At 59.3% G+C, this 23465-nt stretch carries 28 protein-coding genes and 1 pseudogene; 15 read left to right on the top strand and 14 right to left on the bottom strand.

Annotated features, from left to right (window positions below):
* Positions 1-39 precede the first annotated feature (39 nt).
* Positions 40-1026, top strand: coding sequence for a hypothetical protein (locus K5K95_RS01425; RefSeq protein WP_222588090.1), 987 nt, complete (start codon positions 40-42; stop codon positions 1024-1026).
* 30 nt (positions 1027-1056) lie between these two features.
* On the opposite strand, the gene K5K95_RS01430 is transcribed toward K5K95_RS01425, so the two are convergent.
* Both K5K95_RS01430 and K5K95_RS01435 read right to left on the bottom strand, forming a co-directional pair.
* Entirely contained in the window at positions 1057-1752 is a 696-nt protein-coding gene (locus K5K95_RS01430; protein ID WP_222588091.1) for a DUF6933 domain-containing protein, read from the bottom strand.
* A 29-nt stretch (positions 1753-1781) separates the two neighbouring features.
* On the bottom strand, positions 1782-2150 hold the full coding sequence (locus K5K95_RS01435; RefSeq protein ID WP_222588092.1) for a hypothetical protein: 369 nt from the start codon (positions 2148-2150) through the stop codon (positions 1782-1784).
* Positions 2151-2370: 220 nt separating this feature from the next.
* On the opposite strand from K5K95_RS01435, the gene K5K95_RS01440 reads away from it, so the two are divergent.
* Positions 2371-2688 (top strand): helix-turn-helix domain-containing protein, encoded by a 318-nt coding sequence (locus K5K95_RS01440; RefSeq protein WP_222588093.1) that lies wholly within the window; start codon positions 2371-2373, stop codon positions 2686-2688.
* An 11-nt stretch (positions 2689-2699) separates the two neighbouring features.
* On the top strand, positions 2700-2972 hold the full coding sequence (locus tag K5K95_RS01445) for a helix-turn-helix domain-containing protein (protein ID WP_261398124.1): 273 nt from the start codon (positions 2700-2702) through the stop codon (positions 2970-2972).
* Here the strand turns inward: K5K95_RS01445 and K5K95_RS01450 are convergent.
* Positions 2960-4021 carry an MBL fold metallo-hydrolase gene (locus K5K95_RS01450; protein ID WP_222588094.1) on the bottom strand — a complete coding sequence of 354 codons (1062 nt, stop codon included), beginning with the start codon at positions 4019-4021 and terminating at the stop codon, positions 2960-2962. The genes K5K95_RS01445 and K5K95_RS01450 overlap by 13 nt on opposite strands.
* Positions 4022-4235: 214 nt before the next feature.
* On the opposite strand from K5K95_RS01450, the gene K5K95_RS01455 reads away from it, so the two are divergent.
* On the top strand, positions 4236-4844 hold the full coding sequence (locus tag K5K95_RS01455) for a TetR/AcrR family transcriptional regulator (RefSeq protein ID WP_222588095.1): 609 nt from the start codon (positions 4236-4238) through the stop codon (positions 4842-4844).
* A 140-nt stretch (positions 4845-4984) separates the two neighbouring features.
* Positions 4985-5524 carry a DUF1003 domain-containing protein gene (locus tag K5K95_RS01460; RefSeq protein ID WP_222588096.1) on the top strand — a complete coding sequence of 180 codons (540 nt, stop codon included), beginning with the start codon at positions 4985-4987 and terminating at the stop codon, positions 5522-5524.
* A 7-nt stretch (positions 5525-5531) separates the two neighbouring features.
* Here K5K95_RS01460 and K5K95_RS01465 read toward each other — a convergent pair.
* Positions 5532-6473 (bottom strand): annotated as a pseudogene (locus tag K5K95_RS01465) (LysR family transcriptional regulator).
* Positions 6474-6488: 15 nt separating this feature from the next.
* Between K5K95_RS01465 and K5K95_RS01470 the strand changes: the two are divergent.
* Positions 6489-7196 carry a CTP synthase gene (locus K5K95_RS01470; protein ID WP_222588097.1) on the top strand — a complete coding sequence of 236 codons (708 nt, stop codon included), beginning with the start codon at positions 6489-6491 and terminating at the stop codon, positions 7194-7196.
* Positions 7193-7516, top strand: coding sequence for an antibiotic biosynthesis monooxygenase family protein (locus K5K95_RS01475; protein ID WP_222588098.1), 324 nt, complete (start codon positions 7193-7195; stop codon positions 7514-7516). The genes K5K95_RS01470 and K5K95_RS01475 overlap by 4 nt, the downstream gene beginning before the upstream one ends.
* 211 nt (positions 7517-7727) lie before the next feature.
* On the opposite strand, the gene K5K95_RS01480 is transcribed toward K5K95_RS01475, so the two are convergent.
* The gene (locus K5K95_RS01480) at positions 7728-8054 is read right to left on the bottom strand and encodes a DUF2025 family protein (RefSeq protein WP_222588099.1); all 327 of its coding nucleotides are present in this window, start codon (positions 8052-8054) and stop codon (positions 7728-7730) included.
* Positions 8055-8290: 236 nt separating this feature from the next.
* Here K5K95_RS01480 and K5K95_RS01485 point away from each other — a divergent pair, with 236 nt between their 5' ends.
* Together K5K95_RS01485 and K5K95_RS01490 are read left to right on the top strand one after the other, a co-directional pair.
* The gene (locus K5K95_RS01485) at positions 8291-9418 is read left to right on the top strand and encodes a glycerophosphodiester phosphodiesterase (RefSeq protein WP_222588100.1); all 1128 of its coding nucleotides are present in this window, start codon (positions 8291-8293) and stop codon (positions 9416-9418) included.
* 162 nt (positions 9419-9580) lie between these two features.
* Complete coding sequence (locus K5K95_RS01490; protein WP_222588101.1) at positions 9581-9886, top strand: PepSY domain-containing protein; 306 nt, start codon at positions 9581-9583, stop codon at positions 9884-9886.
* A 91-nt stretch (positions 9887-9977) separates the two neighbouring features.
* Here the strand turns inward: K5K95_RS01490 and K5K95_RS01495 are convergent, their stop codons facing one another.
* Together K5K95_RS01495 and K5K95_RS01500 are read right to left on the bottom strand one after the other, a co-directional pair.
* Positions 9978-10418: a hypothetical protein gene (locus tag K5K95_RS01495; RefSeq protein WP_222588102.1), complete on the bottom strand. Its 441-nt coding sequence runs from the start codon at positions 10416-10418 to the stop codon at positions 9978-9980.
* A gap of 111 nt (positions 10419-10529) precedes the next feature.
* Positions 10530-12152 (bottom strand): methyl-accepting chemotaxis protein, encoded by a 1623-nt coding sequence (locus tag K5K95_RS01500; protein WP_222588103.1) that lies wholly within the window; start codon positions 12150-12152, stop codon positions 10530-10532.
* 264 nt (positions 12153-12416) lie between these two features.
* Between K5K95_RS01500 and K5K95_RS01505 the strand changes: the two genes are divergently transcribed.
* The 4 genes from K5K95_RS01505 to K5K95_RS01520 all read left to right on the top strand — a co-directional run bounded on the left by K5K95_RS01505 (position 12417) and on the right by K5K95_RS01520 (position 17115).
* Positions 12417-13439 carry a transporter gene (locus K5K95_RS01505; RefSeq protein ID WP_222588104.1) on the top strand — a complete coding sequence of 341 codons (1023 nt, stop codon included), beginning with the start codon at positions 12417-12419 and terminating at the stop codon, positions 13437-13439.
* 223 nt (positions 13440-13662) lie between these two features.
* Positions 13663-15279: an inorganic phosphate transporter gene (locus tag K5K95_RS01510; RefSeq protein WP_222588105.1), complete on the top strand. Its 1617-nt coding sequence runs from the start codon at positions 13663-13665 to the stop codon at positions 15277-15279.
* Between the two features lie 250 nt (positions 15280-15529).
* Positions 15530-16396 (top strand): hypothetical protein, encoded by an 867-nt coding sequence (locus K5K95_RS01515; protein ID WP_222588106.1) that lies wholly within the window; start codon positions 15530-15532, stop codon positions 16394-16396.
* On the top strand, positions 16393-17115 hold the full coding sequence (locus tag K5K95_RS01520; protein ID WP_007946102.1) for a TylF/MycF/NovP-related O-methyltransferase: 723 nt from the start codon (positions 16393-16395) through the stop codon (positions 17113-17115). Before K5K95_RS01515 ends, K5K95_RS01520 begins: the two co-directional genes overlap by 4 nt.
* Positions 17116-17250: 135 nt before the next feature.
* On the opposite strand, the gene K5K95_RS32955 is transcribed toward K5K95_RS01520, so the two are convergent.
* Both K5K95_RS32955 and K5K95_RS01525 read right to left on the bottom strand, forming a co-directional pair.
* Positions 17251-17376 carry a hypothetical protein gene (locus K5K95_RS32955; protein ID WP_261398125.1) on the bottom strand — a complete coding sequence of 42 codons (126 nt, stop codon included), beginning with the start codon at positions 17374-17376 and terminating at the stop codon, positions 17251-17253.
* Positions 17377-17390: 14 nt separating this feature from the next.
* Positions 17391-18245, bottom strand: coding sequence for an NmrA family NAD(P)-binding protein (locus K5K95_RS01525; RefSeq protein WP_222588107.1), 855 nt, complete (start codon positions 18243-18245; stop codon positions 17391-17393).
* 113 nt (positions 18246-18358) lie between these two features.
* On the opposite strand from K5K95_RS01525, the gene K5K95_RS01530 reads away from it, so the two are divergent.
* Positions 18359-19270 carry a LysR family transcriptional regulator gene (locus K5K95_RS01530; protein ID WP_222588108.1) on the top strand — a complete coding sequence of 304 codons (912 nt, stop codon included), beginning with the start codon at positions 18359-18361 and terminating at the stop codon, positions 19268-19270.
* Here K5K95_RS01530 and K5K95_RS01535 read toward each other — a convergent pair.
* Positions 19248-19694: a multidrug/biocide efflux PACE transporter gene (locus K5K95_RS01535; RefSeq protein WP_222590264.1), complete on the bottom strand. Its 447-nt coding sequence runs from the start codon at positions 19692-19694 to the stop codon at positions 19248-19250. The two genes, K5K95_RS01530 and K5K95_RS01535, sit on opposite strands and share 23 nt — an antisense overlap.
* A 90-nt stretch (positions 19695-19784) precedes the next feature.
* On the opposite strand from K5K95_RS01535, the gene K5K95_RS01540 reads away from it, so the two are divergent.
* Positions 19785-20639, top strand: coding sequence for a LysR family transcriptional regulator (locus K5K95_RS01540; protein WP_222588109.1), 855 nt, complete (start codon positions 19785-19787; stop codon positions 20637-20639).
* Positions 20640-20764: 125 nt separating this feature from the next.
* Here K5K95_RS01540 and K5K95_RS01545 read toward each other — a convergent pair whose 3' ends face one another.
* The 4 genes from K5K95_RS01545 to K5K95_RS01560 all read right to left on the bottom strand — a co-directional run bounded on the left by K5K95_RS01545 (position 20765) and on the right by K5K95_RS01560 (position 23371).
* Positions 20765-22000: an RNA polymerase sigma factor gene (locus tag K5K95_RS01545; protein ID WP_222588110.1), complete on the bottom strand. Its 1236-nt coding sequence runs from the start codon at positions 21998-22000 to the stop codon at positions 20765-20767.
* Positions 22000-22491 carry an SRPBCC family protein gene (locus K5K95_RS01550; protein WP_222588111.1) on the bottom strand — a complete coding sequence of 164 codons (492 nt, stop codon included), beginning with the start codon at positions 22489-22491 and terminating at the stop codon, positions 22000-22002. The genes K5K95_RS01545 and K5K95_RS01550 overlap by 1 nt, the downstream gene beginning before the upstream one ends.
* 28 nt (positions 22492-22519) lie before the next feature.
* Positions 22520-22864 (bottom strand): YciI family protein, encoded by a 345-nt coding sequence (locus K5K95_RS01555; protein WP_222588112.1) that lies wholly within the window; start codon positions 22862-22864, stop codon positions 22520-22522.
* Between the two features lie 81 nt (positions 22865-22945).
* Positions 22946-23371 carry a YybH family protein gene (locus tag K5K95_RS01560; protein ID WP_222588113.1) on the bottom strand — a complete coding sequence of 142 codons (426 nt, stop codon included), beginning with the start codon at positions 23369-23371 and terminating at the stop codon, positions 22946-22948.
* Positions 23372-23465: the final 94 nt, after the last annotated feature.

Consider the following 23465-nt stretch of genomic DNA (forward strand, 5'->3'; position numbering starts at 1 on the left):
CTATTAATACCCTTCCCCACTCAAGGACCCGAGCCCGTCATGAAATTCGACCTCGCCTACTGCCTCAGCCTCGACGACAAGCTGTCGATCTATGACGTGCGCGATTTGAATTTCGACGAGACGATGGAGTTCGATTCCGCCAAGGAACACTTCCAATGTCCCAATGACGCATGCCGCTTGGCTTTCGATGCAGCAAATGTGCTGACCACGTTCAACGCCAAGAACGTGAATTACGTTCGCACCCCGCACTTCAAGAACACGCCCAGCACGCGGCATATGGCGGGTTGTCCTTATGCCAGTCTCAAGGCGCCGGCGTCGGGTGTGGACGCGGACGGTGCGGAAACGGATGACAGTCGCGAGGAGCATTTCCCGTCGGAGTTGTTGCTGACTCGGCGTCAGTATGTGCGTAAGCCGTCGAACCCGGCGGTGACTGCGGATGTGGTGCGCGATGCCCCGCAAGCCGCTTCGGTGGACAGTCACACGGAGCAACCGAGTCGTGAATCAGCGCCGGACAAGACCAGTGTCTTCGCGCATCCAGTGGAGTGTTTTGTTTCGAACTTCGGGGACAAGGAGCTGCTCAAGCGCATGCCGCTGAAGATTGGCGAGCACACGGCGCCTTATGGGTCGTTCTTCAAGAAGATCGAATACCTGACGGACAACAAGGGGCTGATTTACTGGGGCAAGATCAAGGAGATCAAGGATTACACCCAGAGCTTTCGTATCGATTTCGAGCAGAAGGTCTGGTTCAAGCAGGCGGACGAGGCGAAGAAGAAGCCTTATTCGGTGAACGTTTACTTGAGCAAGAAGTTGATCGAGAACTACCGCAAGCGCAAAGCGTTTCTGGAAGAGATCAAGCATGCCATCGACAGTGAGGCTGAGTTGTATTGCTTCTTTTATGGTGTGACGCCGGAGTTGAAGCAGGTGCCAAGCAAGAAAAACCCCGAGCAGACGTTCGGGGTGTTCAGTGCGAATATTGAGAACCTGGATCACTTCATTATTCGGGAAGCGCCGGGGCTCGATGGGTAAAAGACCGGGCTACGGTGTTATCACGACGACTCATTGCGCTTCGAGTGCAAGCTGCCTTTCGAACGCCCGTATCTCCCGTTTCACCTCCATGCGCCGCTCGCGGGCTGCCTCAACAGCGGGCTCATCCAAGCCGCCATAACGGCGCAACCAATGAACGATCATTTCCTCATCAGGGAAGTAATAGTCCTTGTGCCCTTTGCTACCTCTTGGTGTGTCGTTCATATCACCATCGACGCGCGCCGCTGAGAACTCGTCCGACGGCAAAGTACCCCAGTCAGCCGCGCGCGCCTCAAATATCCAGGCGATTTCATTGATGTGTTGTTGCGCACCGCGATGGCCGCGCTTGTAAAACACATACTCGCTGCAACTCACCAGGAAACGCTCCATCATCGGCTCGTCATCGATCCAGCGCAGGAGATCGTGTTGCCCCGCATGACGCATCAGGCCGTGTATCCAACGCTCGGCAAAACGATGAATAAACCCTTCGATATCGGCTTTTTTCGCGTCGGCGAAAATCATGCAATAACGGGTTTGCACATGGATGACGAACAGCACGTGTTTGCGTTGGACGCTGATGGCATGGACCAGCCATTGTTCGGCGTATTCGACTGGCTCATCGTCCTCGATAACGGGCGACGGCGGTTTCTGCACAGGCGTGATTGTTTTGCCCTTGTGGACACGACTAAAAAATTTGCTGGCCGCTTCGGTGCAATTGAAGATCAACATCCTTGGTCCTTGATTCGTTTTTACTGGTATCAGTCGCTTCGCGCAGTCTCTTCAACCCACTCGAGTTCATAGGGCTGACGAACGACATCCGAGATGCAGTCCAGCGCAGCTTCACTGAGAACCGATAATTCTGCTTCGGTCAGCAAGTCATGCATGACCATCAACCACAAGCCACGGAGCGCACTGGAACGGGACTGGCTGTTATCGTCAAACGTCCTGACTATGTCTTTGTCACGATCTCGCATCAGGCGATAGAGCATTCGATACCTGGCATGAGCCGAAAGTGAACCGTGCTCGGCAATTGTTTTTGCGTCATTCAGGACGCCCTGACAGAAACGATCGAGTGCAATTTCGCGCAGCTCCTTGAATTTCTTCCAGTCACTTTCGAGGATCGGCATGGCAGCCTCCTTTGAAAACTCTCAGACGGTCAGGCCCTTATTGTTGCCAAAAATCCATCCAGAACCAACCGAGAAATCGAGCGTGACGGCATCCCTACCGTCCGTCTGGATGAACGCCACGAAATAGCAAAAATCAAAAATTGAGTTTGATCCGGGCGCAAAACAACTGTACAAAATCACAGTACTTTTTGGATTAGCACTCTCGAGCCCGGAGAACACCATGGCCTCTCTTGCGATGAAAATCACCCTGGAACGTATCGCCCTTTTCCAATTCACCCCGGCCCACTGTGCCCAGGCCCGAGCGATGCTGGGTTGGAGTGTGGAAGAGCTTTCGCAGGAATCCGGTGTCTCCGTGGACGCCATTCAACGATTTGAGGCCGAGCGCGATGTGCTGGATGTCACGCGGCTGGCGTTGGCGTATCGGTTTGAATCGGAAGGTCTGGTGTTCTTCCCCGGTTTTGCGCCGGGTCGAGGGATGAATGTGCGAGGGTCGACGCCTGATCCGGTGGGTCGGGCGGACTATGCGATGGTCGAGTGAGGTGTCAGCTGATGAATGGATTCGATGAATACAACCGACGCGCTCAGGCGTCTTCGGGGGATGCCGATGGGGGCGAGATGAGGGCCAAGGCCGAATGCCTGATGAAGGTCGGGATGCTCCTCGATACCGGTCAGCTGGATAAGGCTGAAGCGGCGAAAAGGCTTGGGCTGTTGTCGTCGGAGCTGGATGAAATTCTCGACGGGCACGTTAGCGATCTGACGGTGGCGAAGATCACGGGCCGCGCCAAAGTGCGCGGCCCGGCGGCAGAGGATCAAGCGTTCTGAGCGGTGATCTGCTCACTTTCTTCTGCCACTCCTGACCACCAGGCGCTCCCCCGCTGCGGGTACATGACGTTGAACGCCTCGCCCATTTGCGGGGTGGTGATCGACACATTGCGCTCCCAGGCCAACGCCAGTATCCGGTCGAAGGGTTCATACCAGGCGTGCATCGACAGGTCGAAGGTGCCGTTGTGAATCGGCAGTAACCAACGGCCCTTGAGGTCGATGTGCGCTTGCAGGGTTTGCTCGGGCTGCATGTGCACGTGAGGCCACTCGACGTTGTAGGCGCCGGTTTCCATGAGGGTCAGGTCGAACGGGCCGTGCTGTTCGCCGATGCGTTTGAAGCCATCGAAATAACCGCTGTCGCCGCTGAAGAAGATCCGCGTGTCGCCGTCGATCATCACCCAAGAAGCCCAGAGCGTGCTGTTGCCATCGAACAGGCCCCGCCCGGAAAAGTGTTGCGACGGCGTGGCGATGAACTGCATGCCCTCGACTTCGGTGTCCTGCCACCAATCCAGTTGGCGCACTTTGCTGGCGTCGATGCCCCACTTGATCAACGTGTCGCCCACACCCAGCGGGGTCAGGAAGTAGTTGGCCTTGTCCGCCAGTTTGAGCACCGCTTCATAGTCGAGGTGGTCGTAGTGATCGTGGGACAGGATCACCGCTTCAATCGGTGGCAATTGTTCCAGGCTGATTGGCGGCTGGTGGAAACGCTTCGGGCCGGCCCACTGCACCGGCGAGGCGCGCTCGGCGAAGACCGGGTCGGTGATCCAGAACTTGTCTCGCAATTTCAGCAGCACGGTGGAATGACCGAGTCGGTAAACGCTGTGGTTGGGAGCTGCAATCAACGCAGCTTGGGTCAAGGCTTGCACCGGAACAGGCGCCGTCGGACGGGTGTCGCTCGGTTTGTGGAAGACCATGTTCCACATGATGCGCAACATCTTGCGAAAGCCTTCACGCTGCACGGGTGAATGGTTGCGAAAGAGCCCTTCTACCTGACGGGACGCTTCAGGTGTGGGGGCAGCATTTTCCGTTGAGGACATTGAAGTGGCCATGACTGAGTGACTCCAGAAAAACCGCAAATGGCGGTTTTCCACGGTGGGACAATAAATGGCCAAGGCACGCACGCATCAGCCGGAGACTCTATTCTTGACGGTGCAGGATTAACAAAACATTACACTGCACAGTGTAGTTTCAAGGTTGCATCAAACCCGTTCACAAGTAAACTACCAAGTGTAATTCTCCATTGCCTCCTGCCGAAGCGTACTTATGACAGCTCCACAGCGACTCACCGACCGTAAACGCGAAGCCATCATTCAGGCGGCGATTGCCGAATTCCGTGCCAACGGTTTCGACATCACCAGCATGGACAAGATCGCGGCCACCGCCGGCGTGTCGAAGCGCACGGTGTACAACCACTTTCCGAGCAAGGAAGAGTTGTTCGCCGAAATCCTCAATCAATTGTGGGCGCGGGTGACGGACGAGCAGGAAACCGCCTACCGCCACGATCAGCCACTGCGCGAGCAAATGCGCCTGATGTTGAAGGCAAAGTTGCAGATGCTGGGCGATGACAATTTTCTCGACCTGGCGCGGGTCGCGATTGCTGCCACCATCCATTCCCCCGAGCGCGCGCAGAACATGGTCGAGCGAATGGGCGAGCGTGAAGAAGGACTGACGGTGTGGATTCGCGCCGCTCAGGCCGACGGTCGCCTGAAACAGGTCGACCCACAATTTGCCGCGCAACAGATCCAGGGAATGCTCAAGTCCTTTGCGTTCTGGCCGCAGATTTCCATGGGACTGCCTCCACTGGCGGAGGAGATGCAGAACACCGTGGTGGAGTCGGCGCTGGACATGTTCCTGGCCTGCTACCAGTGCTGAATCCGGGTGCAAAAAATGACACGTTCTGCCTAGCCCATCCCCACCGGTCACTCTGAAATTCAACACTGAAATGTGTTTCAGAATGAAACTTGCGTGAGGGCTATAGTGACGCTATTTCCCAGCATCACGCAGAGAGCATCATGACCACCAAGCCTAAAGACACCACTGCCGCGGCTCCCGTCGATCACCTGCGCTTTCACCGCCCTCACGCGCACCTGGAACCTACGTTCGGCACTGACAAGTTTGCCTTGCGCGCCGAGGCGTTTGCGCGGTTCTTCGGTACGCCGACCTTTCTGGGCGCCCAGACGTTGATCGTCGCGCTCTGGATATGCCTTAACGTTTTTGGCGTGACCCACTTCGACGTCTATCCATTCATCCTGCTCAACCTGGCGTTCAGCCTGCAAGCAGCGTATGCCGCCCCCCTGATTTTGCTGGCCCAGACCCGTCAGGCAGCGCGGGACAAGGCCCAGTCAGACGCCGACGCCTTGCACCGGGAATCCCTCGCGGTGGCCAATAGCGAACGCCAGGCACAAGCGGCGAAGAACACCGCACAACTCATGGAATTGCTCGAACAAAACACCCGGTTGACGGAAATGACCAAGAGCCTGACTGAACGCATCGAAAGCCTGACCTCGGAAGTGCATCAACACGTGTTGAACCACGATCAGTCGAAGACTTAACAATCGGTCAAGGCAATCGAAGCGCCCGTCCCAATTCATCAAACAACGTCACCACCGAGCGCAACGCTCGGCAATCCGGACGGGTCAGCAACCAGAGCGCGGTGTCGTATCCGTGCAAAGGGCCGGTCAGTGGTTGCAGTTGGTCGCCGATCAAAAAATCCGGTAACGCCGCGACGCCCAGTCCGGCGCGCACCAGTTCGGTGACCGACAGCATGCTGTTGCAGCGATAACCGGGCGTCACGCCGGGGAACTGCTGACGCCGTCACGCCACGGTGGGATGGTCGGGCAGAAAGTCATCCGGCGCGATCCAGGTCAGCGACGCCAGGTCGTGCGCATCGACCGATTTCAGATACGCCGCGCTGGCGCAAACCCGGTAGGAAATATCCGCCAGACGTCGACCGACCAGATGCTCCGGCGGTGTGCGAGTCAGGCGCAAGGCAATGTCGGCATCGCGCCGGCTCAGATTGGCAAAGTCGTTGGAGGTGCTCAATTCGAGGGTCAGCGCCGGGTAGGAAGGCATGAACTGCGCCAGTGCCGGCAACAGCAAACCTTGCAGAACCGAATCGGTGCAGGTCAGGCGCACGGTGCCGCTGATGACTTCACCGCCCTGCTCCACGCCTATGCGCGCCGCGTCCAACGCTTGTTCGGCGCGTTCCGCTTGCTCGGCCAGGGATTGCGCCAACGTGGTCGGCAGGTACCCGGCGCGGCTTTTTTCGAACAGTTGCTGGCCCAACGCAGCTTCCAGTCGGCGAACGGCGCGAAACACCGTCGACACGTCGACCTTCAACAGCGCGGAAGCCCTTGCCAGAGAGCCACCGCGCACCAGGGCGAGGATCAGCGCCAGGTCGGGATAGTCCAGTCGATAGTGCGCAGGTGCATTGATCACTTGGGATAACGCCAATATTGATTGCGTGAACGCCAATCTATAGTGGGCATCAGGAATCAACAACCCCGGGGATCACTCATGGAAACCAGCGCAATTCGCATCGCCCTGATCGGTGATTACGACCCACAGATCACCGCCCATCAAGCCATTCCCGTGGCACTAGGCATGACGGCCGAACAGCTGAATCTGGATGTGCAATTTCAGTGGCTGGCCACCGATCACATCAACGCCGACACCCCTTTACAACACTTCGACGGTTTCTGGTGCGTGCCTGGCAGCCCTTATCGCGACATGGATGGCGCGTTGCGCGCGATCCGTTTTGCCCGTGAACGGCAGCGCCCGTTCCTCGGCACCTGTGGCGGGTTTCAACATGCGGTGCTTGAGTTCGCCCGAAACGTGTTGGGCTGGAAAGACGCCGAACACGGCGAAACCCATCCCGATGCAGCGCGCGCGTTGCTCACGCCATTGACCTGTTCACTGGTTGAAGCCGTGGACAGCATTCATCTGGTTGAAGGCTCGTTGATCGCCAAGGCGTACGAAAGCGCTGACATCATCGAGGGATATCACTGCCGGTACGGAGTTAATCCGCAGTTCGAGCGTGAGTTATTGACCCAACAGCTGCGCGCCGTTGGCCACGATTCAGCCGGCGACTTGCGGGCGGTGGAACTCCAGGGGCATCCGTTTTTCGTCGCCACGCTGTTCCAGCCTGAACGCGCAGCGCTCAACGGCACGCCACCGCCGCTGGTGCGCGCGCTGATCGAAGCCTGCTCGAGACAGAAATCATGATCGCTCCGACACCGGCAACACCTTATTACGCGGTGATTTTTACCTCGCTGCGCACCGAGGGTGATCAAGGTTACGCCGAGGCTGCTGAGCGCATGCTGGAATTGGCCCGAGAGCAACCGGGGTTTCTGGGTGTGGAATCGGCTCGGAGCGAGGATGGGTTGGGGATTACTGTTTCCTATTGGGCCAGTGAAGCGGCGATTCTGGCGTGGAAGCATCATCCCGAGCACAGCGAGATTCGCGAGCGTGGGCGCTCGACGTGGTATTCGGCGTGTCATACGCGGGTGTGCAAGGTTGAGCGGGCGTATGCGTTCAAGCAGTAAATGTGGGCGGTGATTTTTAGGCCGCCATCGCTAGCAGGCTAGCTCCCACAGGGTTATGTGCCGTTCACAAAACCAGTGTGGGAGCTGGCTTGCCTGCGATGGGGCCCTCAAAAGCACCACAAAAATGCTCCCACAAGGGAGATGTGTCGTACACAACACCAATGTGGGAGCTAGCCTGCTGGCGATGGGGCCAGCAAAGACACTACAAAACTCAGCCCCGCACCAGACTCCGAATCGCCGCAATCTCCGGCACTTCCTGCCGACTCATGTACACCCGCAACGGCTCGGTGATGTTGATCCGGTCATCGATGTTCTGGTCCAACAACAGCTGAATCAGCTCACGCTTGAGGGTCATGGTCTGCTCCGGTCCCGGTGCCCAGACAAACTCGCTGACAGGAATGATGCCGTCATCGGCGACGTCCATCCCGAAAGAGTCTTCGCTGAAACGCACAATGTATTGGCCGGTCTTGCGATTGAGGCCGACGAAGCCTTTGAGTTGGTCGGCGGCCTGACAGATGAGTTCGGAAGTGATGCGCATATAAACCTCACAAAAAGGTCGTTAACGACCGGTGATCGATGGTTTACACGCAAGGAAAGCACTCGGATTTCCCTCTGCCGGGGAAACTGCCGACGCCAAGGGTACTGCAAAGAACCGCACAAAAGCGCTGGAAAAATCTGCTTTAAACACGTTTATGTCGGTCTGGCGATAGCGTAAGCGGCGCTCAGTTGTTAAAAGGTACGTCTTTGAAAATACATCGCGAAAGGAATTCGACCATGCCTGTTACCTTCACGAAAAGTGCCCTGCTGCTGAGCATGCTGCTCGGCCTCGGCCAGGCACAGGCTGCCAGCGAGCCAGGCCCGACTGCGCTGGCGACCCGTCTGGGCATCCCTCACCCGGCTGTCATTGCCCACCGCGGCGCATCGTTCGATGCACCGGAATCCACAGCCGCTTCCTACAAACTGGCCCGCGACCTGGGTGCCGACTACCTGGAAATGGACCTGCAACGCAGCAAGGACGGCGTGCTGTTTGCCCTGCACGACAACAACCTGCAACGCACCACCGATGTTGCGAGCAAATTCCCGGAGCGCAAGGACAGCCCGGCCAATGCGTTCACCATCGCCGAACTGAAAACCCTGGATGCCGGCAGCTGGTTCAACACCGCCTACCCGGATCGTGCCCGCCCCGCCTTCGTCGGCCTGAAGATTCTGACCCTCGACGAAATCATCGACATCGCCCGGGGCAATCCGCTGCACAAGCCTGGTCTGTACATCGAGACCAAGGAACCCAAGCAATTCCCCGGCATCGAGCATGACCTCAAGGAAAAACTCCAGGACCGCGGCTGGTTGAGTCCGGCGGGCTCGAAACTGGCCAAAAGCGAGTTGGGGGTTGGCCAGGGCAAAGGCAAAGTCGTGCTGCAAACCTTCGAGAAGAGCAGCCTGGAACTGCTGCAAAAAGAAATGCCACAAGTGCCCAAGATCCTGTTGCTGTGGGTCGGCGAAGGCAGCATCGAGCCCAAATCCAAGGTGACGTTTGCCGAGTCCGGCGACAAGGACAAGGCGACCTACTACGCCAAGCAACAACCGAAGGACAAAGCCGAATTCCAGCAATGGATCGACTACGCCAAGGCCCAGGGCGCAATCGGCACCGGCCCGTCAGCCGCGCTGACCAAGGGTGGTGATCAGAGCTACTCCGACCTGGTGCAACCGTGGATGAACCAGTACACCCACGATCAGGGTCTGTTGGTGCACGCCTACACCATCGACGATGCCGTTGATTATCAGAAAGTCATGGACGCCGGTGTCGATGGCATCTTCACCAACCGCGCCAGTGAACTGCTGAAGTTCTACAAGCGTCCGGCGGCGGGGACTGTTGCGCAGTTGTTGCAGAACAACGGCTACTGATCCAGGACCGAGGTGTGCCCATCGCGGGCAAGCCACGCTCCCACAGGGTCCATGTGGTCCTGTGGGCATCGGCTCGGCGGCGATGCCGGAGGAATTAAGGGTGAATTAAGTTGCCTTGGTTAACATGATCCACTTAAACGGATCACCCAAGGAAAGAACTTCATGAAAACCCTGACTGCCCTGTTCACTGCCGCCGCCCTGACATTCACCGCTGGCCTGGCCCATGCAGATGTCCGCGTCGACCAGATCCCTGAACTGGTCAAGAGCGGCAAGATCAAGCCACTGGAAGACATGAACCAGGCCGCGTTGAAACTGCACCCGGGTGCGACCATCACCGACACCGATCTGGATAACCACTTCAATGGCTACGAATACGAAGTGGAACTGAAAACCGCTGACGGCAAAGAATTCGACGTGGACTTCGACGCCGCCACCGGCAAAGTCCTGAGCAACAAACAAGACGTCTGATGCACACAAAACAAAGCCGCGCGATCTTCGGATCGTGCGGCTTTTTTGCATTCAGCTCCTGATGAAGGGGATGACGTTCAGCCTTCGAGCATCAAGCCGTCGTGCTGACCAACGAACCCGATGTGCTGGAACTGGATTGCTGCAACGCCTGCAACAACGCCGCCGTCGCCGTCTGCAATGAACCCGAGGTGGTCGCAATCTGCGACTGCGCCGCCGCTACGTCAGCCGCTTTGGCATCAGCACTTTCCTGCTTGGCCTGGGCGGCTTGCAGTCGTTGCTGTTCCTCCTGCAATTGCTTTTGCAACTCGGCAATCTGCTTGCGCAGGGCTTTCACCGAATCGGATTCTTCGCTGCTGCTACTGGAGCTGCTGCCACCTGACGCGGGCGCGCCACCGGCAGCCACCTTGGTGCTGTCGGCAGACGCGGTGCCGGTTGCCGTGGTGGAAGTGTCGTCAGTCTTGTCACTGATCGTGGTTTTGCTGGTGGGCGTGGAGAGGGTTTGATTGATCGAGACGGAGCTGATGCTGACCATGGGATTGATCCTTTAAGGGTTCAGGGTAATCCGGTCATCGACATCCGTTCAGCGGACTTGAGATCGACTGTGTACCGACTCGGTAAGCAAACCGGTACACAGCCATTGCCATCAGGCGCTCAGTCGCGATGTCACTTCATTCAACTGCCCCGACAAGCCGTGCAGATTGTGGCTGGCCGCTTCGGTGCGCCGCACGCTGTCCAGGTTGGTGCTGGCGATGCTGGTGATTTCGGTGAGGTTGCGTGAGATGTCTTCGGCCACCGAGGTTTGCTCTTCGGCGGCGGTGGCGATCTGGCGGTTCATGTCGCGAATGGCTTCCACGGCATGGGTGATCCGCTCCAGCATGGCGCCGGCCTGGGTCACTTGCTCGACGCTTTCTTCACTGCGCGACTGCCCGCTTTCAATGGCCTGGGCCGCATCGACTGCGCCGGTTTGTACGGTTTGAATAATCTGGTTGATCTCGATGATCGATGCTGCCGTGCGCTGGGCCAGGCTGCGTACTTCATCGGCAACCACCGCAAAACCACGCCCGGCTTCACCGGCACGTGCCGCTTCGATCGCCGCGTTGAGCGCCAGCAGGTTGGTTTGCTCGGCGATGCCGCGAATCACTTCCAGCACCTTGCCGATCCGCCCGCTGTCGGTTTCCAGTTGGCGAATGACCGTGGCGGTATTGGCGATTTCGCCACGCATCCGGGTAATGGTGTGAATGGTGCCCTGCATGACTTTTTCGCCTTGCTGGGCGGACTGGTCGGCATCGTCGGCAGCACGTGCCGCATCGGCGGCATGACGCGCGACTTCCTGGGCGGTGGCGGACATTTCGTTCATCGCCGTGGCCACCTGATCGGTGCGGTTGAACTGATCGTTGGTGCCGCTGGCCATGAGGCTGGCGATGGAGTTCAGTTCACCGCTGGCGCTGTCCAGGTCCTTGGTGCTGCGCTGCAAGCGGCTGAAGGTGTCGGCGAGGAAATCACGCAGGGTGTTGGCGGCTGTCGCCAACTTGCCCAGCTCATCCTGACGGGTGCTGGCCACACGATCGGCGAATTTGCCCTGGCTGAGTTGCGCGACGTATTCGATCAGCTTGCGAATCGGTTCAACCAGGTTGCGGTTAACCAGCCACAGGCTCAACAGGCCAATCAGCAAGCCCGAGGCGAGCATCACGATGGTTCCCAGCAGCACCGTGCGATCGGCGCCGGCACTGATCAGCTTCGATTGCTCGGTGCCCTGCTTGCGCAATTCACTGACCAGTTCGCTCATCTGATCGCTGGTTGCGCGGTCCACCCCTTTGACCGCCGTGTCACCCGCCGTTGGATCGGCACCCGCGGCCACGTACGCATCGCGGCCCTTCTGGTAGGCCGCGCCCAACGAACGGTGTTCGTCACGCAGGCGTTCGATGCGGGTCTTGAGTTGCGAGTCGATCCCCTTCTGCCCGGCCAGCTCGCCAAGGATGCCCTGCACATCACGCTGGCGGTCTTCGAATTGCTTCCAGTATTTGTCCAGATCCGCCGGTTGCTTGCCGCGCAGCAGGACGTTTTTCCATTCCTGGACCTGCACCTTGAATTGCAGGTTGGCCTCATCGATCAATTGCGAGGTGTGCAGCGGCCCGTCAATCAGATTCGCGTAGCTCTGGACACCGCTGGACAGGAAATGAAAGCAGGCCAGAGCGATCAACAACATCGCCAACAGGCTACCGCTCAACAAGGCGAGAATTTGTGCTCTCAGGGATTTTTGCAGCATCGAGTGATACTCACGACAGGGGTGGAACACGCCGAACAAAGCGTGAAAGGCATTCGGACATCCCTGTCTGCAACATTGGCTGGTGGCCACGGCCACATGCGTTGTGATCGGCGTACCAAAGCGGTTCTTGAGCTTAATCCGACCACCGGCAAAGCAATCGTTTGCGGCTATTTTTGTGTCACAAAAATGTCATCGTGCCTTGCGATGATGCGGCCCAAGTGAACCTGTAAAACCCGCGACAGGCGCCTCTCCTTGCGAGCCCTCATGAACCACAGCATCGACCAAACCCATCGCGACACGGACCTGTTCGGTCTGCTCTACGGTTTCAGTTTTCGCCCGGGCGAGCGCGGTCGCGAGATCGATTCGGCCAAGGCGCTGCAATGCTTGCAACAACCGGACGACAGCGACGAATTCCTCTGGCTGCACCTCAACCTCGCGCATGCCGCCTGCGAGCGCTGGATGAAAAGCCACCTGGAACTGCCGGAAGAGTTTTTCGAAGCGCTGCATGAAGGCTCGCGGTCGACGCGCATCGAGCATGTCGATTCGGCGTTGCTGGCGGTGGTCAACGATGTGGTGTTCAACCTCTCAAGCATGGTGTCGTCGGATGTCTCGACACTGTGGGTCTGCGCCCGCAGTCGGTTGATCATCAGCGCGCGCCTGCAACCGCTGCACTCGGTGGACAAGCTGCGTTCCTCGGTGAAAGCCGGCGAGCGCTTTCGCTCACCGCTGGAGTTGCTGGTGCATTTGCTGCGCGATCAAGGTGAAGTGCTGACTCAGATCGTGCGCAAGACCAGCCTCAGTGTCGATCAGATTGAGGATGAGTTGCTGTCCTCGCGACTGTCGACCAACCGCGCCGAGCTGGGCGCCAATCGCCGGGTGCTGGTGCGTTTGCAGCGGTTGTTGGCGCTGGAGCCGGGGTCGTTGTTGCGCCTGCTCAACCGTCCGCCGCAATGGTTGCAGAAAGAGGACGTCAAGGAACTGCGCAAGTCCACCGAGGAGTTTGCGCTGATCATCAACGACCTCACGGCGCTGGGTGAGCGGATCAAGCTGTTGCAGGAAGAAATCGCGGCCAACCTCAACGAACAAAGCAACCGCACGCTGTTCACCCTGACCGTGGTCACGGTGCTGGCGCTGCCGATCAACATCATCGCCGGTTTCTTCGGGATGAACGTGGGCGGGGTGCCGCTGGCCGGGGATCCTGAGGGGTTCTGGATTCTGGTGGCACTGGTGGCGACGTTTACCCTGATCGCCGGGCGCTGGGCGTTTCGCAAGCGTCAGGATTATTGACCCTCCACACGTGATCGTTCCCACGCTCCGCGTGGGAATGCATCCATTGACGCTCCGCGTCACACCGGGAAGGGACGCGGAGCGTCCCGGGCGGCATTCCCACGCGGAGCGTGGGAACGATCATTCGGCCCTTAAAAAACCAAACCCTGACCTGACGCAATTCCTCTGTAACATTCAGCAACGATCATGGGCGACACTCCTTCCCTCCCCAGGACTGTCCGTCATGGCTACGCCTTCCCTCTCTGCCCAGACGCAAGCGGCCACCAGAAGCGCCAAGCCGCAATTCGACAAAAAACCCAGCCTGTTGACCCTCGTGATCTTCTTCGGTTTGCTGGCCAGCGGACTGTTGTTCACTGCTTACAGCCTGATGCACGACATGAGCGAACTCGGCACGGTGGTCACCACCTGGACGCCGTTCCTGCTGTTGGGTGTGGCGCTGCTGATCGCCCTGGGCTTTGAGTTCGTCAACGGTTTCCACGACACCGCCAACGCCGTCGCCACGGTGATTTACACCAACTCGATGCCGCCAAACCTGGCGGTGGCCTGGTCCGGGTTCTTCAACTTCCTGGGGGTGCTGCTTTCGAGTGGTGCGGTGGCGTTCGGCATCATCGCGCTGCTGCCCGTGGAGCTGATTCTGCAAGTCGGTTCCGCCGCCGGTTTCGCGATGATCTTCGCCCTGTTGATCGCGGCGATCCTGTGGAACCTCGGCACCTGGTGGCTGGGTTTGCCGGCCTCCTCGTCGCACACCTTGATTGGCTCGATCATCGGCGTCGGCGTCGCCAATGCCCTGATGCATGGTCATGACGGCACCAGCGGCGTGGATTGGGCGCAGGCGACCAAGATCGGTTATGCATTGCTGTTGTCACCGCTGGTCGGTTTCGGCTTTGCCGCGCTGTTGCTGCTGGCCCTGCGCGCGTTTGTCAAAAATCGCTCGTTGTACAAGGCTCCGGTCGGCAACACGCCGCCGCCGTGGTGGATTCGCGGCATGTTGATTGTGACCTGCACCGGCGTTTCGTTCGCCCACGGTTCCAACGACGGCCAGAAAGGCATGGGGCTGATCATGTTGATTCTGGTCGGCACGTTGCCGATGGCCTATGCGTTGAACCGCACGATGCCGGCCGACCAGGCGCTGCAGTTCGCCGCCGTCGCCGAAGTCACCCAGCAAGCATTGGTGAAAACCGCGCCGCTACCGGCCCCGGCCGATCCGCGTCCGGTGCTGTCCGAATACGTGCGCAGCAAGCAAGCCACGCCACAACTGATTCCAGCCCTCGCCGCCCTCACGGGCAGCATCGGCGCAGAGGTGAAGGGTTATGGCTCGCTGTCCAAAGTACCGGTCGAGGCCGTGGGCAACGTGCGTAACGACATGTACCTGACCAGCGAAACCATTCGCCTGATGGACAAGAACAAGGTCGGCAACTTCGACGCAGACACCACCAGCAAACTGCAACTGTTCAAGCAACAGATCGACAACTCGACGCGCTTCATTCCGCTGTGGGTGAAGATCGCCGTGGCGATTGCGCTGGGACTGGGCACCATGGTCGGCTGGAAACGCATCGTGGTGACGGTCGGCGAGAAGATCGGCAAGACCCACCTGACCTACGCCCAGGGCGCCTCGGCGGAAACCGTGGCGATGCTGACCATCGGTGCGGCAGACATGTTCGGATTACCGGTGTCGACCACCCATGTGCTGTCTTCAGGCGTGGCCGGGACCATGGTCGCCAACGGTGGCGGCTTGCAGATGAAGACCATCCGCAACCTGCTGATGGCCTGGGTGCTGACCTTGCCGGCGGCGATTCTGCTGTCGGGCAGTTTGTATTGGTTGTTCACCCAGATCTTCTAGCCTCAACACAACCCCCTGTGGGAGCGGGCTTGCTCGCGAAGGCGGAGTGTCAGTCAACTCAACTGTTGAATGTGCATCCGTCTTCGCGAGCAAGCCCGCTCCCACAGGGGGATTTTTTTGTCCGGACAAAGCATTTCGTCGAAGATTCAACGCTTTTCGCTTTTATTGATCCGCCGCCAGCCCGATTGCACTTCAGTTTGCTAACGTGTGGCCGACTCTTAAGAGACTCGATGCATTCAGGAGTGAAATCGTGAATCTGTACATCAATCAGCTTCAGCAAAAAGCTGACTTCAAAGAAGCCATCTACGCCGGCGACATCTTCCTGAACACCCAGCTGCGCGCGGCCAAAGAGTTGTGTGCGTTCGCTCAGGAAAGCATCACCGCCGCTTTCGACGGCGAGACCAATCACCAGGCGCTGCACACGCTGATGCCGGTGGAAGAATTCGTGGTCCTGGTGACGCGCCTCAAAGGCCAGTTCACCAACAGCCAGCGCGCCAAGGACCTGATCCTGGCGTATATCGACGAGATCGGCGTCGATCCGCGCGAATACATTTTCGACGTGCCGCGCATTCGCGTGGTGCCCAACTATGACTACCTGCACGCCGGTGTCAGCTATGCCTACAAACCGCATCGCGACACGTGGTACGGCAGCGTCGATTGCCAGATCAACACCTGGATGCCGGTGCACACCATTCGCCCCGACCAGACCATGATGATCAACGCCGGTTACTTCGACGTGCCGGTGAAGAACACCTCCAGCCAATGGAGCCTCAACGACTGGATCAACAACCAGCGCCACAAGGCCAAGGACAACCTCAAGGAGGAAGTCCGCGTGCACCCGGTGCCGCTGGAAGACATCAACACCGCGTCCGAAGTGCGCATTGCCGGCAACACCGGCGAGATGCTGATTTTCTCAGGCTCGCACCTGCACGGCACGGTCGCCAACCACACCGAACAAACCCGCTTCAGCGTGGATTTCCGCCTGATGCACCTCGACGACCTCAAGCACAAGCGCGGCGCGATCAACGTCGACAGCGCCTGCCCTGATGTCGGCGCCGGCTTCAAAGACTATTTCCACGCCCACGACTTTTCGAATTTCCAAGGAATCCAGCAATGACCAAGCGTCGCATCACGCCCGCAGAGGCCCAGTACAACGAAACCCGTGCCAACGTTCTGAAACGGGTCGATGCCGAGTACGTGGCCGACGCGCCATTCGTCTTCGCCAACCGCATCGGCGTGACCGCTGCGCTGTCGCGCATGGAGCTGTTCAAGAAAGTCGCTGAAGTACCGGGCGCGATCATCGAGTGCGGCGTGTACAAGGGCAACTCGCTGATGCTGTACATGCACTTGTCGATGATTCTCGAACCGTACGCGATCAACCGCTCGATCATTGGCTTCGACACGTTCGAAGGCTTCCAGAGCATCGACAAGAAAGAAGACCCGGCCGACGTCAACGAGACCATGTTCTCCGACACCGACCAGTCGCTGATCCAGGACATGATCGACGCCAACGACCTGCTGCGCCCGGTCAACCGCATCCCGCGTTGCGAGCTGGTCAAAGGTGACATCGTCAAAACCGTGCCGGAATGGGTCAAGACCCGCCCGGACCTGGTCGTGGCCATGCTGATCCTCGACACCGACCTGTACGAATCGACCAAAGTCGCGCTGGAAACCTTCCTGCCGTACATGCCAAAAGGCGCGATCGTGGTCCTGGACGAAGTGGCTTACCGCAACTTCCCTGGCGAAACCAAAGCCCTGCGCGAAGTACTGGACCTGAACAAGATCGAGCTCAAGCGTTTGCCGTTTGATAGCTGCGTAGGCTACTTCCACGTTTAACCATCAAACTGGAAGCTGAAACAAAACGTGTGGGAGCGGGCTTGCTCGCGAAGACGGACTCACATTCAACAGTTGAGTTGAATGATACGCCGCCTTCGCGAGCAAGCCCGCTCCCACACGTTTATCTGCGGTGCCTTAGGTTGTGGACTGGATCAGGTTCGCCAGCCAGTCCATGAACGCGCAGCGCATCGACACGGCGATCCGTGGAGCTGATTTCAAATTCCAGATGGGTGCCGCGCCATAAAAAAACGGGCTGATCATCAGCCCGCTTTTTTTTAGTGCCGGGAAACAAGTCCCTTCAACACTGTCAGCAGTTCCACCTTGCCCTTGCGCGGCTCGCCTTCGAACTCGATCCAGCCTTCGTTGAAGCCATCAATCATCTGTATCCGCGGCAATGGATTACGCATGCCCTGATGCTCGAACAACAACTGCCAGGTCTCGCGCGGCACGCTTTGCATCCGCACCGGTTTGCCCAACAGTTCGCTGAAACCGGCACCCAATTGCAGCGGAGTAATGCGTTGCGGGCCTTCAAGTTCGACGACGCGTTTGCCCTGCCATGATTCCTGCAACAGCTCGGCGGCCACCCGACCGACGTCGGCGGTGGCGATCATCGGCACCGGTTTATCCAGCGGTTGCAGGAAACTCGGAATCATCCCCGAGCCCATCGCGTGCTCGACGTCCCACTGAGCGTTTTCCATGAACCACGCCGGGCGCAGGAAAGTGATGGGCAATTCCAGCGTGTTTAACGCCTGCTCCAGCAGTTGCAACTGGTTGAGCAAGTTCGGCTGAGTGGCCTGGGCACCGATGGTCGACAGGCACACCACGTGACCGGGGCGTGCGGCTGCCAGTGCCTGACGGATGTTTTCCACCCACTGCCGGGTTTCTGGAAAACCGGGGGACGGGTCGAAGTTCGACGGCATCATCACAAACACACCGTCCACGCCGGTAAAGGCCTGGGCCATGGCCTGCCAGTCATCGACATCGGCCAACGCCAGCTCACAACCACGCTGCGCCCACTGCGCGCCTTTGTCGGCGTTGCGCACCACGGCGCGTACTGCACGGCCAGCAGCCAACAAAGTTCGGGCGACTTCGCCACCCACCTGCCCGGTAATGCCCATCACTGCGTACATGAACTGCTCTCCTGCCAGAAAACGACGACTGTCGCGATGGGGAGAATTTTCCGCGCAAGGGCGAGATTCTCCGATAGCATCAATGTCATTGCATACGTGATCAGGAATCATCAATGAGCTTCGATGCCAGTCTTGCCAGCGGCATGGGCGTTTTCAGCGCGGTAGTCGATGGTGGCAGCTTCGTGCGCGCCGCCGAGGCCATGGAACTGACGCCATCGGGCGTGAGTCGCGCCATCGCCCGGCTGGAAAAACGCTTGGGCATTCGCCTGTTCGACCGCACCACCCGCACCGTCACCCTGACCGATGAGGGCCGGCGTTTCTACGGCGAGATCGCGCCGCTGCTGGCCAGTCTCGAAGAAGCGGCGAACTCGGCATCCAGCAGCGCCACTCAAGTCCGGGGACGCCTGCGAGTAAACATGGACCCGTACTTTTCCCGACTGATTCTCGGCCCGGCGCTCGGCCAGTTCATGCAGCGCTATCCCGAGCTGTACCTGGAACTGCAAACCCGCGATCAATTGGGCGACATGGTGGCCGATGGTTTTGATCTGGCCGTGCGATTTGGGCATCCGGCGTCCTCCTCGCTGGTCGCGCGCCAATTGCTGGAGGTGCGGGTGCTGACCGTCGCCTCGCCGGCCTATCTGAAAAAACATGGGCGGCCATTGACGCCATTGGACATGGAAGACGAGCGGCACGTGTGCATGCAGTTCCGCGATCCGCAAACCGCTCGCCCGTTCGGCTGGGAATTCCATCGACCGGGACGGCCAGTGTTGCATGTACAGCCGCATTGCCGCTTGCTGGTCAATGATGTCGGCACGCTGCACAGCGTTTGTGAAAGTGGCCAGGCCATCGCCCAGGTACTGGACCTGGGGATGGCGCCGGCCTTGAAGGCGGGCCGTCTGGTCGAGTTGTTTCCCGACTGGCCCGATGAGCGTTTCCCGCTGTATGCCTTGTACCCTTCACGGCACTTGCCGGCGGCCAAGGTGCGGGCGTTTCTCGAGTTTGTCAGTGAGCTTTGCGTAACGTAGCCCGGCCGATCACCATGCGCTCCCGCACCACGTCATACACCCAGTGATACACGTAGGTGTAGGGCAGGAAAAACAGCAGCACGCCGATGTCCAGCAGGAACGCCTGCCACAGGCTGACGTTGAGCCACCAGGCAATCAACGGCACCCCGACCGCAACAAGTCCGCCTTCAAACAGCAGCGCATGGACGACCCGTACCCAAGCGGTATGAGCGATCTCAAAACGCTTGAGCGTGCGATCGAACAAGCCGTTGAAAACCACGTTCCACGCCAGCGCCAATGCCGCGATGACCACCGTGACGACACCCATCTCGAGCATCGGTTTATCCATGATCCACGCCAGCAGTGGCGTACAGATCAGGATGGCCAGCACTTCGAAACCGATGGCCTGCAAGATTCGTTCGGTAATGGATTTGTTGACGTTCATGATCAGGACTCCCTGAGTGACTGTGGTTGCCATGATCTGTCCTCACGCCGATACTTCATAACCAATAACCATCGATCAAGGCGATAGTTCATGGCGTCTCAAGAAGTGTTGCAGGCGTTTGTGCAGGCGGCGACGCAAGGCTCGTTCTCGGCGGCGGCGCGTAAGCTGGGGCGCAGTCAGTCGACCATCAGCGCGGCGGTGGCCAGTCTTGAAATCGATCTGAACCTGACCCTCTTCGACCGCAGCAGCCGCAAACCCGGCCTGACGCCGGCCGGGCACGTGATGCTGCAGCGGGCCGAGGAAATCCTCGCCGCCACCAGCCGTCTGGAAATGACCGCCAGCCAACTCTCGCAAGGGGTTGAGCCGAAGCTGACGGTGGCGATTTCCGACACCTATCAGTCCGACCGGTTCGAAGCGGCGCTCAGTGCGTTCGATCAGCGTTATCCGGACCTGGAGCTTGAATGCCTGATCGCTGAATGCGATGACCTGGTGGCGTTGGTGCAACGCGGTCGGGCGCATGTCGCCTTCGCGGAAAAACAGGACAGTTACCCGCCGGACCTGGTCAGCTCGACGGTTGAGGAAAAGACCGAAATCGCGCTGTTTGTCTCCCGAGAGCATCCGCTGGCGACGCTGAGCGGCATTGATCAGGACGTGCTGCAACAGCACCGGGAGTTACGGCTGGCGACCATCGTCAATCCGTATGAAAGCCGTGCGAAGGGACGTGTCTGGTCGGCGCCGAGTTACCTGATGCTGCTGGAAATGGCCCAGGGTGGATTTGGCTGGGCGCCTTTGCCGCGCTGGCTGGTGGAGCGGTTTGGCCCGGGGACGTTGCAGGAGTTGAACGTGCGCGGCTGGCCGAAACCGGTGTTCGTCGATGCGCTGTGGTCGCGGTTGCATCCGCCGGGGCCGGCGGGTAGTTGGTTGCTGGGCAAGATGCTGGAGTGAAGGTCCTGCGGACCTTATCGCGGGCAAGCCCGCTCCCACAGGGATTGGTGGTGTACACAACTTTTGTGACCGCTCCGTTCCACTGTGGGAGCGAGCCTGCTCGCGATGGGGCCCGAGAAATCACCTCACTTCAACGCCCTGATCCGCGCCTCGATAAACCGCCGCTCCGGCACCTGCTGCGTCAATTCCAGCGCCCGTTCATAAGCCGCCCGCGCCTCTTCGACCCGCCCCAATTGCCGGCAAAACTCCGCCCGCGCCGAATGCGCCAAGTGGTAGTCCTGCAATTCGCCGCGATCCAGAATCCCCTCGACCAACACCAGCCCTGCCAGCGGACCGTCGCGCCTGGAGATCGCCGCCGCGCGGTTCAATTCAATGACCGGTGAAGGCACCGCCGCCAACAGCACGTCATACAGGCCGACAATCTCCTGCCAGTCGGTCTCCCCCGCCGTGGGCGCCTCGGCGTGCACCGCCGCAATCGCCGCTTGCAGGCAATAAGGCCCGAACCGTCCAGTGCTCAGCGCCGCTTCCACCAGCGCGCAGCCTTCGGCAATCATTTGGGCATCCCACAACGACCGATCCTGTTCATCCAGAACAATCAACTCACCGTCTACCGACGTCCGGGCTCTACGCCGCGACTCGTGCAACAGCATCAAGGCCAGCAGCCCCATCACCTCCGACTCCGGGAGCAATTGCAGCAACAGACGCCCGAGCCGAATCGCCTCGCGCGTCAGCTCTTCTCGCGTCACTTCAGCGCCGACCGACGCCGAGTAGCCTTCGTTGAACACCAGGTAAATCACCCGCAGCACGCTGTCCAGGCGCTCGGGTAATTCCGCCAGGGTCGGGACTTGGTAAGGGATTTTCGCATCACGGATTTTCGCTTTCGCCCGCACGATGCGCTGGGCGATGGTCGCCGGGGCCGAGAGAAAGGCCCGGGCGATTTCTTCCGTGGTCAGGTCGCAGACTTCGCGCAGGGTCAGCGGCACCTGGGCGTCTGCCGCCAATGCCGGGTGGCAACAGGTGAAGATCAGCCGCAAGCGATCATCTTCCACGTCTTCATCACTCCAGTCGGCCTGTTCCAGCGCCTCCAGTTGAGCGATCAACAGCGGTTTCGAAGCGGCAAACCGCGCGCGCCGACGCAGCACGTCAATGCCCTTGAAGCGCCCGGTCGACACCAGCCAGGCGCGCGGATTGTCCGGCACGCCGTCACGCTGCCAGCGCTCGACCGCGACGAAAAAAGCCTCGTGCATCGCCTCTTCGGCGAGGTCGAAATCACCGAGCAAACGGATCAGGGTCGCGAGAATCCGTCGCGAGTCTTCGCGGTAGACCTGCTCGACCCGAGCCGTGACTGAACTGTCAGGCATCAGTCGGACATGCCGTCAGTCACCAACGTCACCAGCCGATCAAGGCTTTGCCCCCAGCCGTCATGAAAACCCATGGCGTCGTGAGCCTGGCGATCTTCTTCGGACCAGTGCATGGCGCGGGCGGTATAGAGGGTCTGGCCATTGTGGTCTTCAAGCGTCACTTCGGCTGACATGAACGGCTTGCCCGATGGAATCCAGCCTGGAATAAACGCGTCGGTGAACACCAGCCGCTCAGGTGCGACGATTTCCAGGAACACGCCCATGGTCGGGTACTCGGTGCCGTCCGGGGCGCGCATCAGAGTGCGAAACTGGCCACCGACCCACAGGTCCATTTCGCATTCGGGCGTGGTCATTCCGTGGGGCCCCCACCATTGGGCGAGCAAGGCGGGCTCGGTCCAGGCGCGAAAGATCTTGCGGCGCGGCGCGTCAATCAGCCGGCTGATGGACAACTCGTACGGGGCAGGTTTGCGGTCAAAGGTTTGCGGACTCATGGGCTCTCCTGGTTTTTTTGATTGTTATTCAGGGATTCAACTGGCGAACGGGACGCACCTCGACGCTGCCAACCCGGGCCGCCGGAATATTGCCGGCGACCTGGATCGCTTCATTGAGGTCCTTGGCATCGATCAGGTAAAAGCCGGCCAATTGCTCCTTGGTTTCGGCGAACGGACCGTCGGTGATCGACAGCTTGCCGTTGCGCATGCGCACGGTGGTCGCGGTCTGCACCGATTCCAGCGCCTCGGCCGCGAGCATCCGGCCACTGCCCTGGATTGACTCGGCGTAGGCCAGGCACTCGGCGTCCTCGGGGCTGTCGGGCAAGGAGTGCAACGTCTGTTCGTTGCTGTAGACCAGGCACAGATACTTCATTTGGACTCTCCCGGATCGAACTGATCAACTATGGCCGCAGATGGGTGTTTTCGCGCGGCTTCCCGATAAACAACCCGACGATCAGGGTTCAAGGTTGAACAGTGCGCTGCCGCTCGTCATGTCGAACGGGGCCGACCAATGTTCGTGGACAATGCGCCATTGCCCGGCATCGCGCCGATAGCAGGCGGTGACACGCATCCAGCAGGCCTGGGTTTCACCCTGTTCATTGGTGCCGCCGCAATGAGCCAGCCAGTGGGCGAAGGCGATGTGCTCATCCGCCACGATGTTCATGTGGCTGAAATCAAACTTATGCGCGCCCTGGCACATTTCCATGCACTCCTCCCAGTGCGCGCGATAGGCGGCTTTACCCCGAAACTCCAGAGCCTTGACCGCGTCGTAGGAGACGATGTCCTCGGCATACAGGGGCATGAGCTTGTCGATGTCCTTGGCAATGACGGCCTGGCGATAGTGTTCGATCAGGGTCTCGATTTCGTGAGTAGCGTTCATGGTGGATCTCCGTGGTTTTCAGTGTGAAGACACCCTTAGTCGTCTGACCTGAGGCCAAATCGACCGTTGAAATAAAAATAATCCACGAACGCAA

Source organism: Pseudomonas sp. DR48 (assembly GCF_019823085.1).
Taxonomy (GTDB): Bacteria; Pseudomonadota; Gammaproteobacteria; order Pseudomonadales; family Pseudomonadaceae; genus Aquipseudomonas.

Bases quoted from the DNA above. Each gene is read 5' to 3' on its own strand.
- K5K95_RS01525 (WP_222588107.1), bottom strand. From the start codon at position 18,245: ATGTACGCAGTGATGGGCATTACCGGGCAGGTGGGTGGCGAAGTCGCC.
- K5K95_RS01470 (WP_222588097.1), top strand. From the start codon at position 6,489: ATGGAAACCAGCGCAATTCGCATCGCCCTGATCGGTGATTACGACCCA.
- K5K95_RS01475 (WP_222588098.1), top strand. From the start codon at position 7,193: ATGATCGCTCCGACACCGGCAACACCTTATTACGCGGTGATTTTTACC.
- K5K95_RS01435 (WP_222588092.1), bottom strand. From the start codon at position 2,150: ATGCCGATCCTCGAAAGTGACTGGAAGAAATTCAAGGAGCTGCGCGAA.
- K5K95_RS01485 (WP_222588100.1), top strand. From the start codon at position 8,291: ATGCCTGTTACCTTCACGAAAAGTGCCCTGCTGCTGAGCATGCTGCTC.
- K5K95_RS01460 (WP_222588096.1), top strand. From the start codon at position 4,985: ATGACCACCAAGCCTAAAGACACCACTGCCGCGGCTCCCGTCGATCAC.
- K5K95_RS01540 (WP_222588109.1), top strand. From the start codon at position 19,785: ATGGCGTCTCAAGAAGTGTTGCAGGCGTTTGTGCAGGCGGCGACGCAA.
- K5K95_RS01520 (WP_007946102.1), top strand. From the start codon at position 16,393: ATGACCAAGCGTCGCATCACGCCCGCAGAGGCCCAGTACAACGAAACC.
- K5K95_RS32955 (WP_261398125.1), bottom strand. From the start codon at position 17,376: ATGATCAGCCCGTTTTTTTATGGCGCGGCACCCATCTGGAATTTGAAA.
- K5K95_RS01440 (WP_222588093.1), top strand. From the start codon at position 2,371: ATGGCCTCTCTTGCGATGAAAATCACCCTGGAACGTATCGCCCTTTTC.
- K5K95_RS01500 (WP_222588103.1), bottom strand. From the start codon at position 12,152: ATGCTGCAAAAATCCCTGAGAGCACAAATTCTCGCCTTGTTGAGCGGT.
- K5K95_RS01480 (WP_222588099.1), bottom strand. From the start codon at position 8,054: ATGCGCATCACTTCCGAACTCATCTGTCAGGCCGCCGACCAACTCAAA.
- K5K95_RS01555 (WP_222588112.1), bottom strand. From the start codon at position 22,864: ATGAAGTATCTGTGCCTGGTCTACAGCAACGAACAGACGTTGCACTCC.
- K5K95_RS01535 (WP_222590264.1), bottom strand. From the start codon at position 19,694: ATGAACGTCAACAAATCCATTACCGAACGAATCTTGCAGGCCATCGGT.
- K5K95_RS01450 (WP_222588094.1), bottom strand. From the start codon at position 4,021: ATGGCCACTTCAATGTCCTCAACGGAAAATGCTGCCCCCACACCTGAA.
- K5K95_RS01455 (WP_222588095.1), top strand. From the start codon at position 4,236: ATGACAGCTCCACAGCGACTCACCGACCGTAAACGCGAAGCCATCATT.
- K5K95_RS01545 (WP_222588110.1), bottom strand. From the start codon at position 22,000: ATGCCTGACAGTTCAGTCACGGCTCGGGTCGAGCAGGTCTACCGCGAA.
- K5K95_RS01530 (WP_222588108.1), top strand. From the start codon at position 18,359: ATGAGCTTCGATGCCAGTCTTGCCAGCGGCATGGGCGTTTTCAGCGCG.
- K5K95_RS01510 (WP_222588105.1), top strand. From the start codon at position 13,663: ATGGCTACGCCTTCCCTCTCTGCCCAGACGCAAGCGGCCACCAGAAGC.
- K5K95_RS01490 (WP_222588101.1), top strand. From the start codon at position 9,581: ATGAAAACCCTGACTGCCCTGTTCACTGCCGCCGCCCTGACATTCACC.
- K5K95_RS01505 (WP_222588104.1), top strand. From the start codon at position 12,417: ATGAACCACAGCATCGACCAAACCCATCGCGACACGGACCTGTTCGGT.
- K5K95_RS01560 (WP_222588113.1), bottom strand. From the start codon at position 23,371: ATGAACGCTACTCACGAAATCGAGACCCTGATCGAACACTATCGCCAG.
- K5K95_RS01425 (WP_222588090.1), top strand. From the start codon at position 40: ATGAAATTCGACCTCGCCTACTGCCTCAGCCTCGACGACAAGCTGTCG.
- K5K95_RS01445 (WP_261398124.1), top strand. From the start codon at position 2,700: ATGAATGGATTCGATGAATACAACCGACGCGCTCAGGCGTCTTCGGGG.
- K5K95_RS01550 (WP_222588111.1), bottom strand. From the start codon at position 22,491: ATGAGTCCGCAAACCTTTGACCGCAAACCTGCCCCGTACGAGTTGTCC.
- K5K95_RS01430 (WP_222588091.1), bottom strand. From the start codon at position 1,752: ATGTTGATCTTCAATTGCACCGAAGCGGCCAGCAAATTTTTTAGTCGT.
- K5K95_RS01495 (WP_222588102.1), bottom strand. From the start codon at position 10,418: ATGGTCAGCATCAGCTCCGTCTCGATCAATCAAACCCTCTCCACGCCC.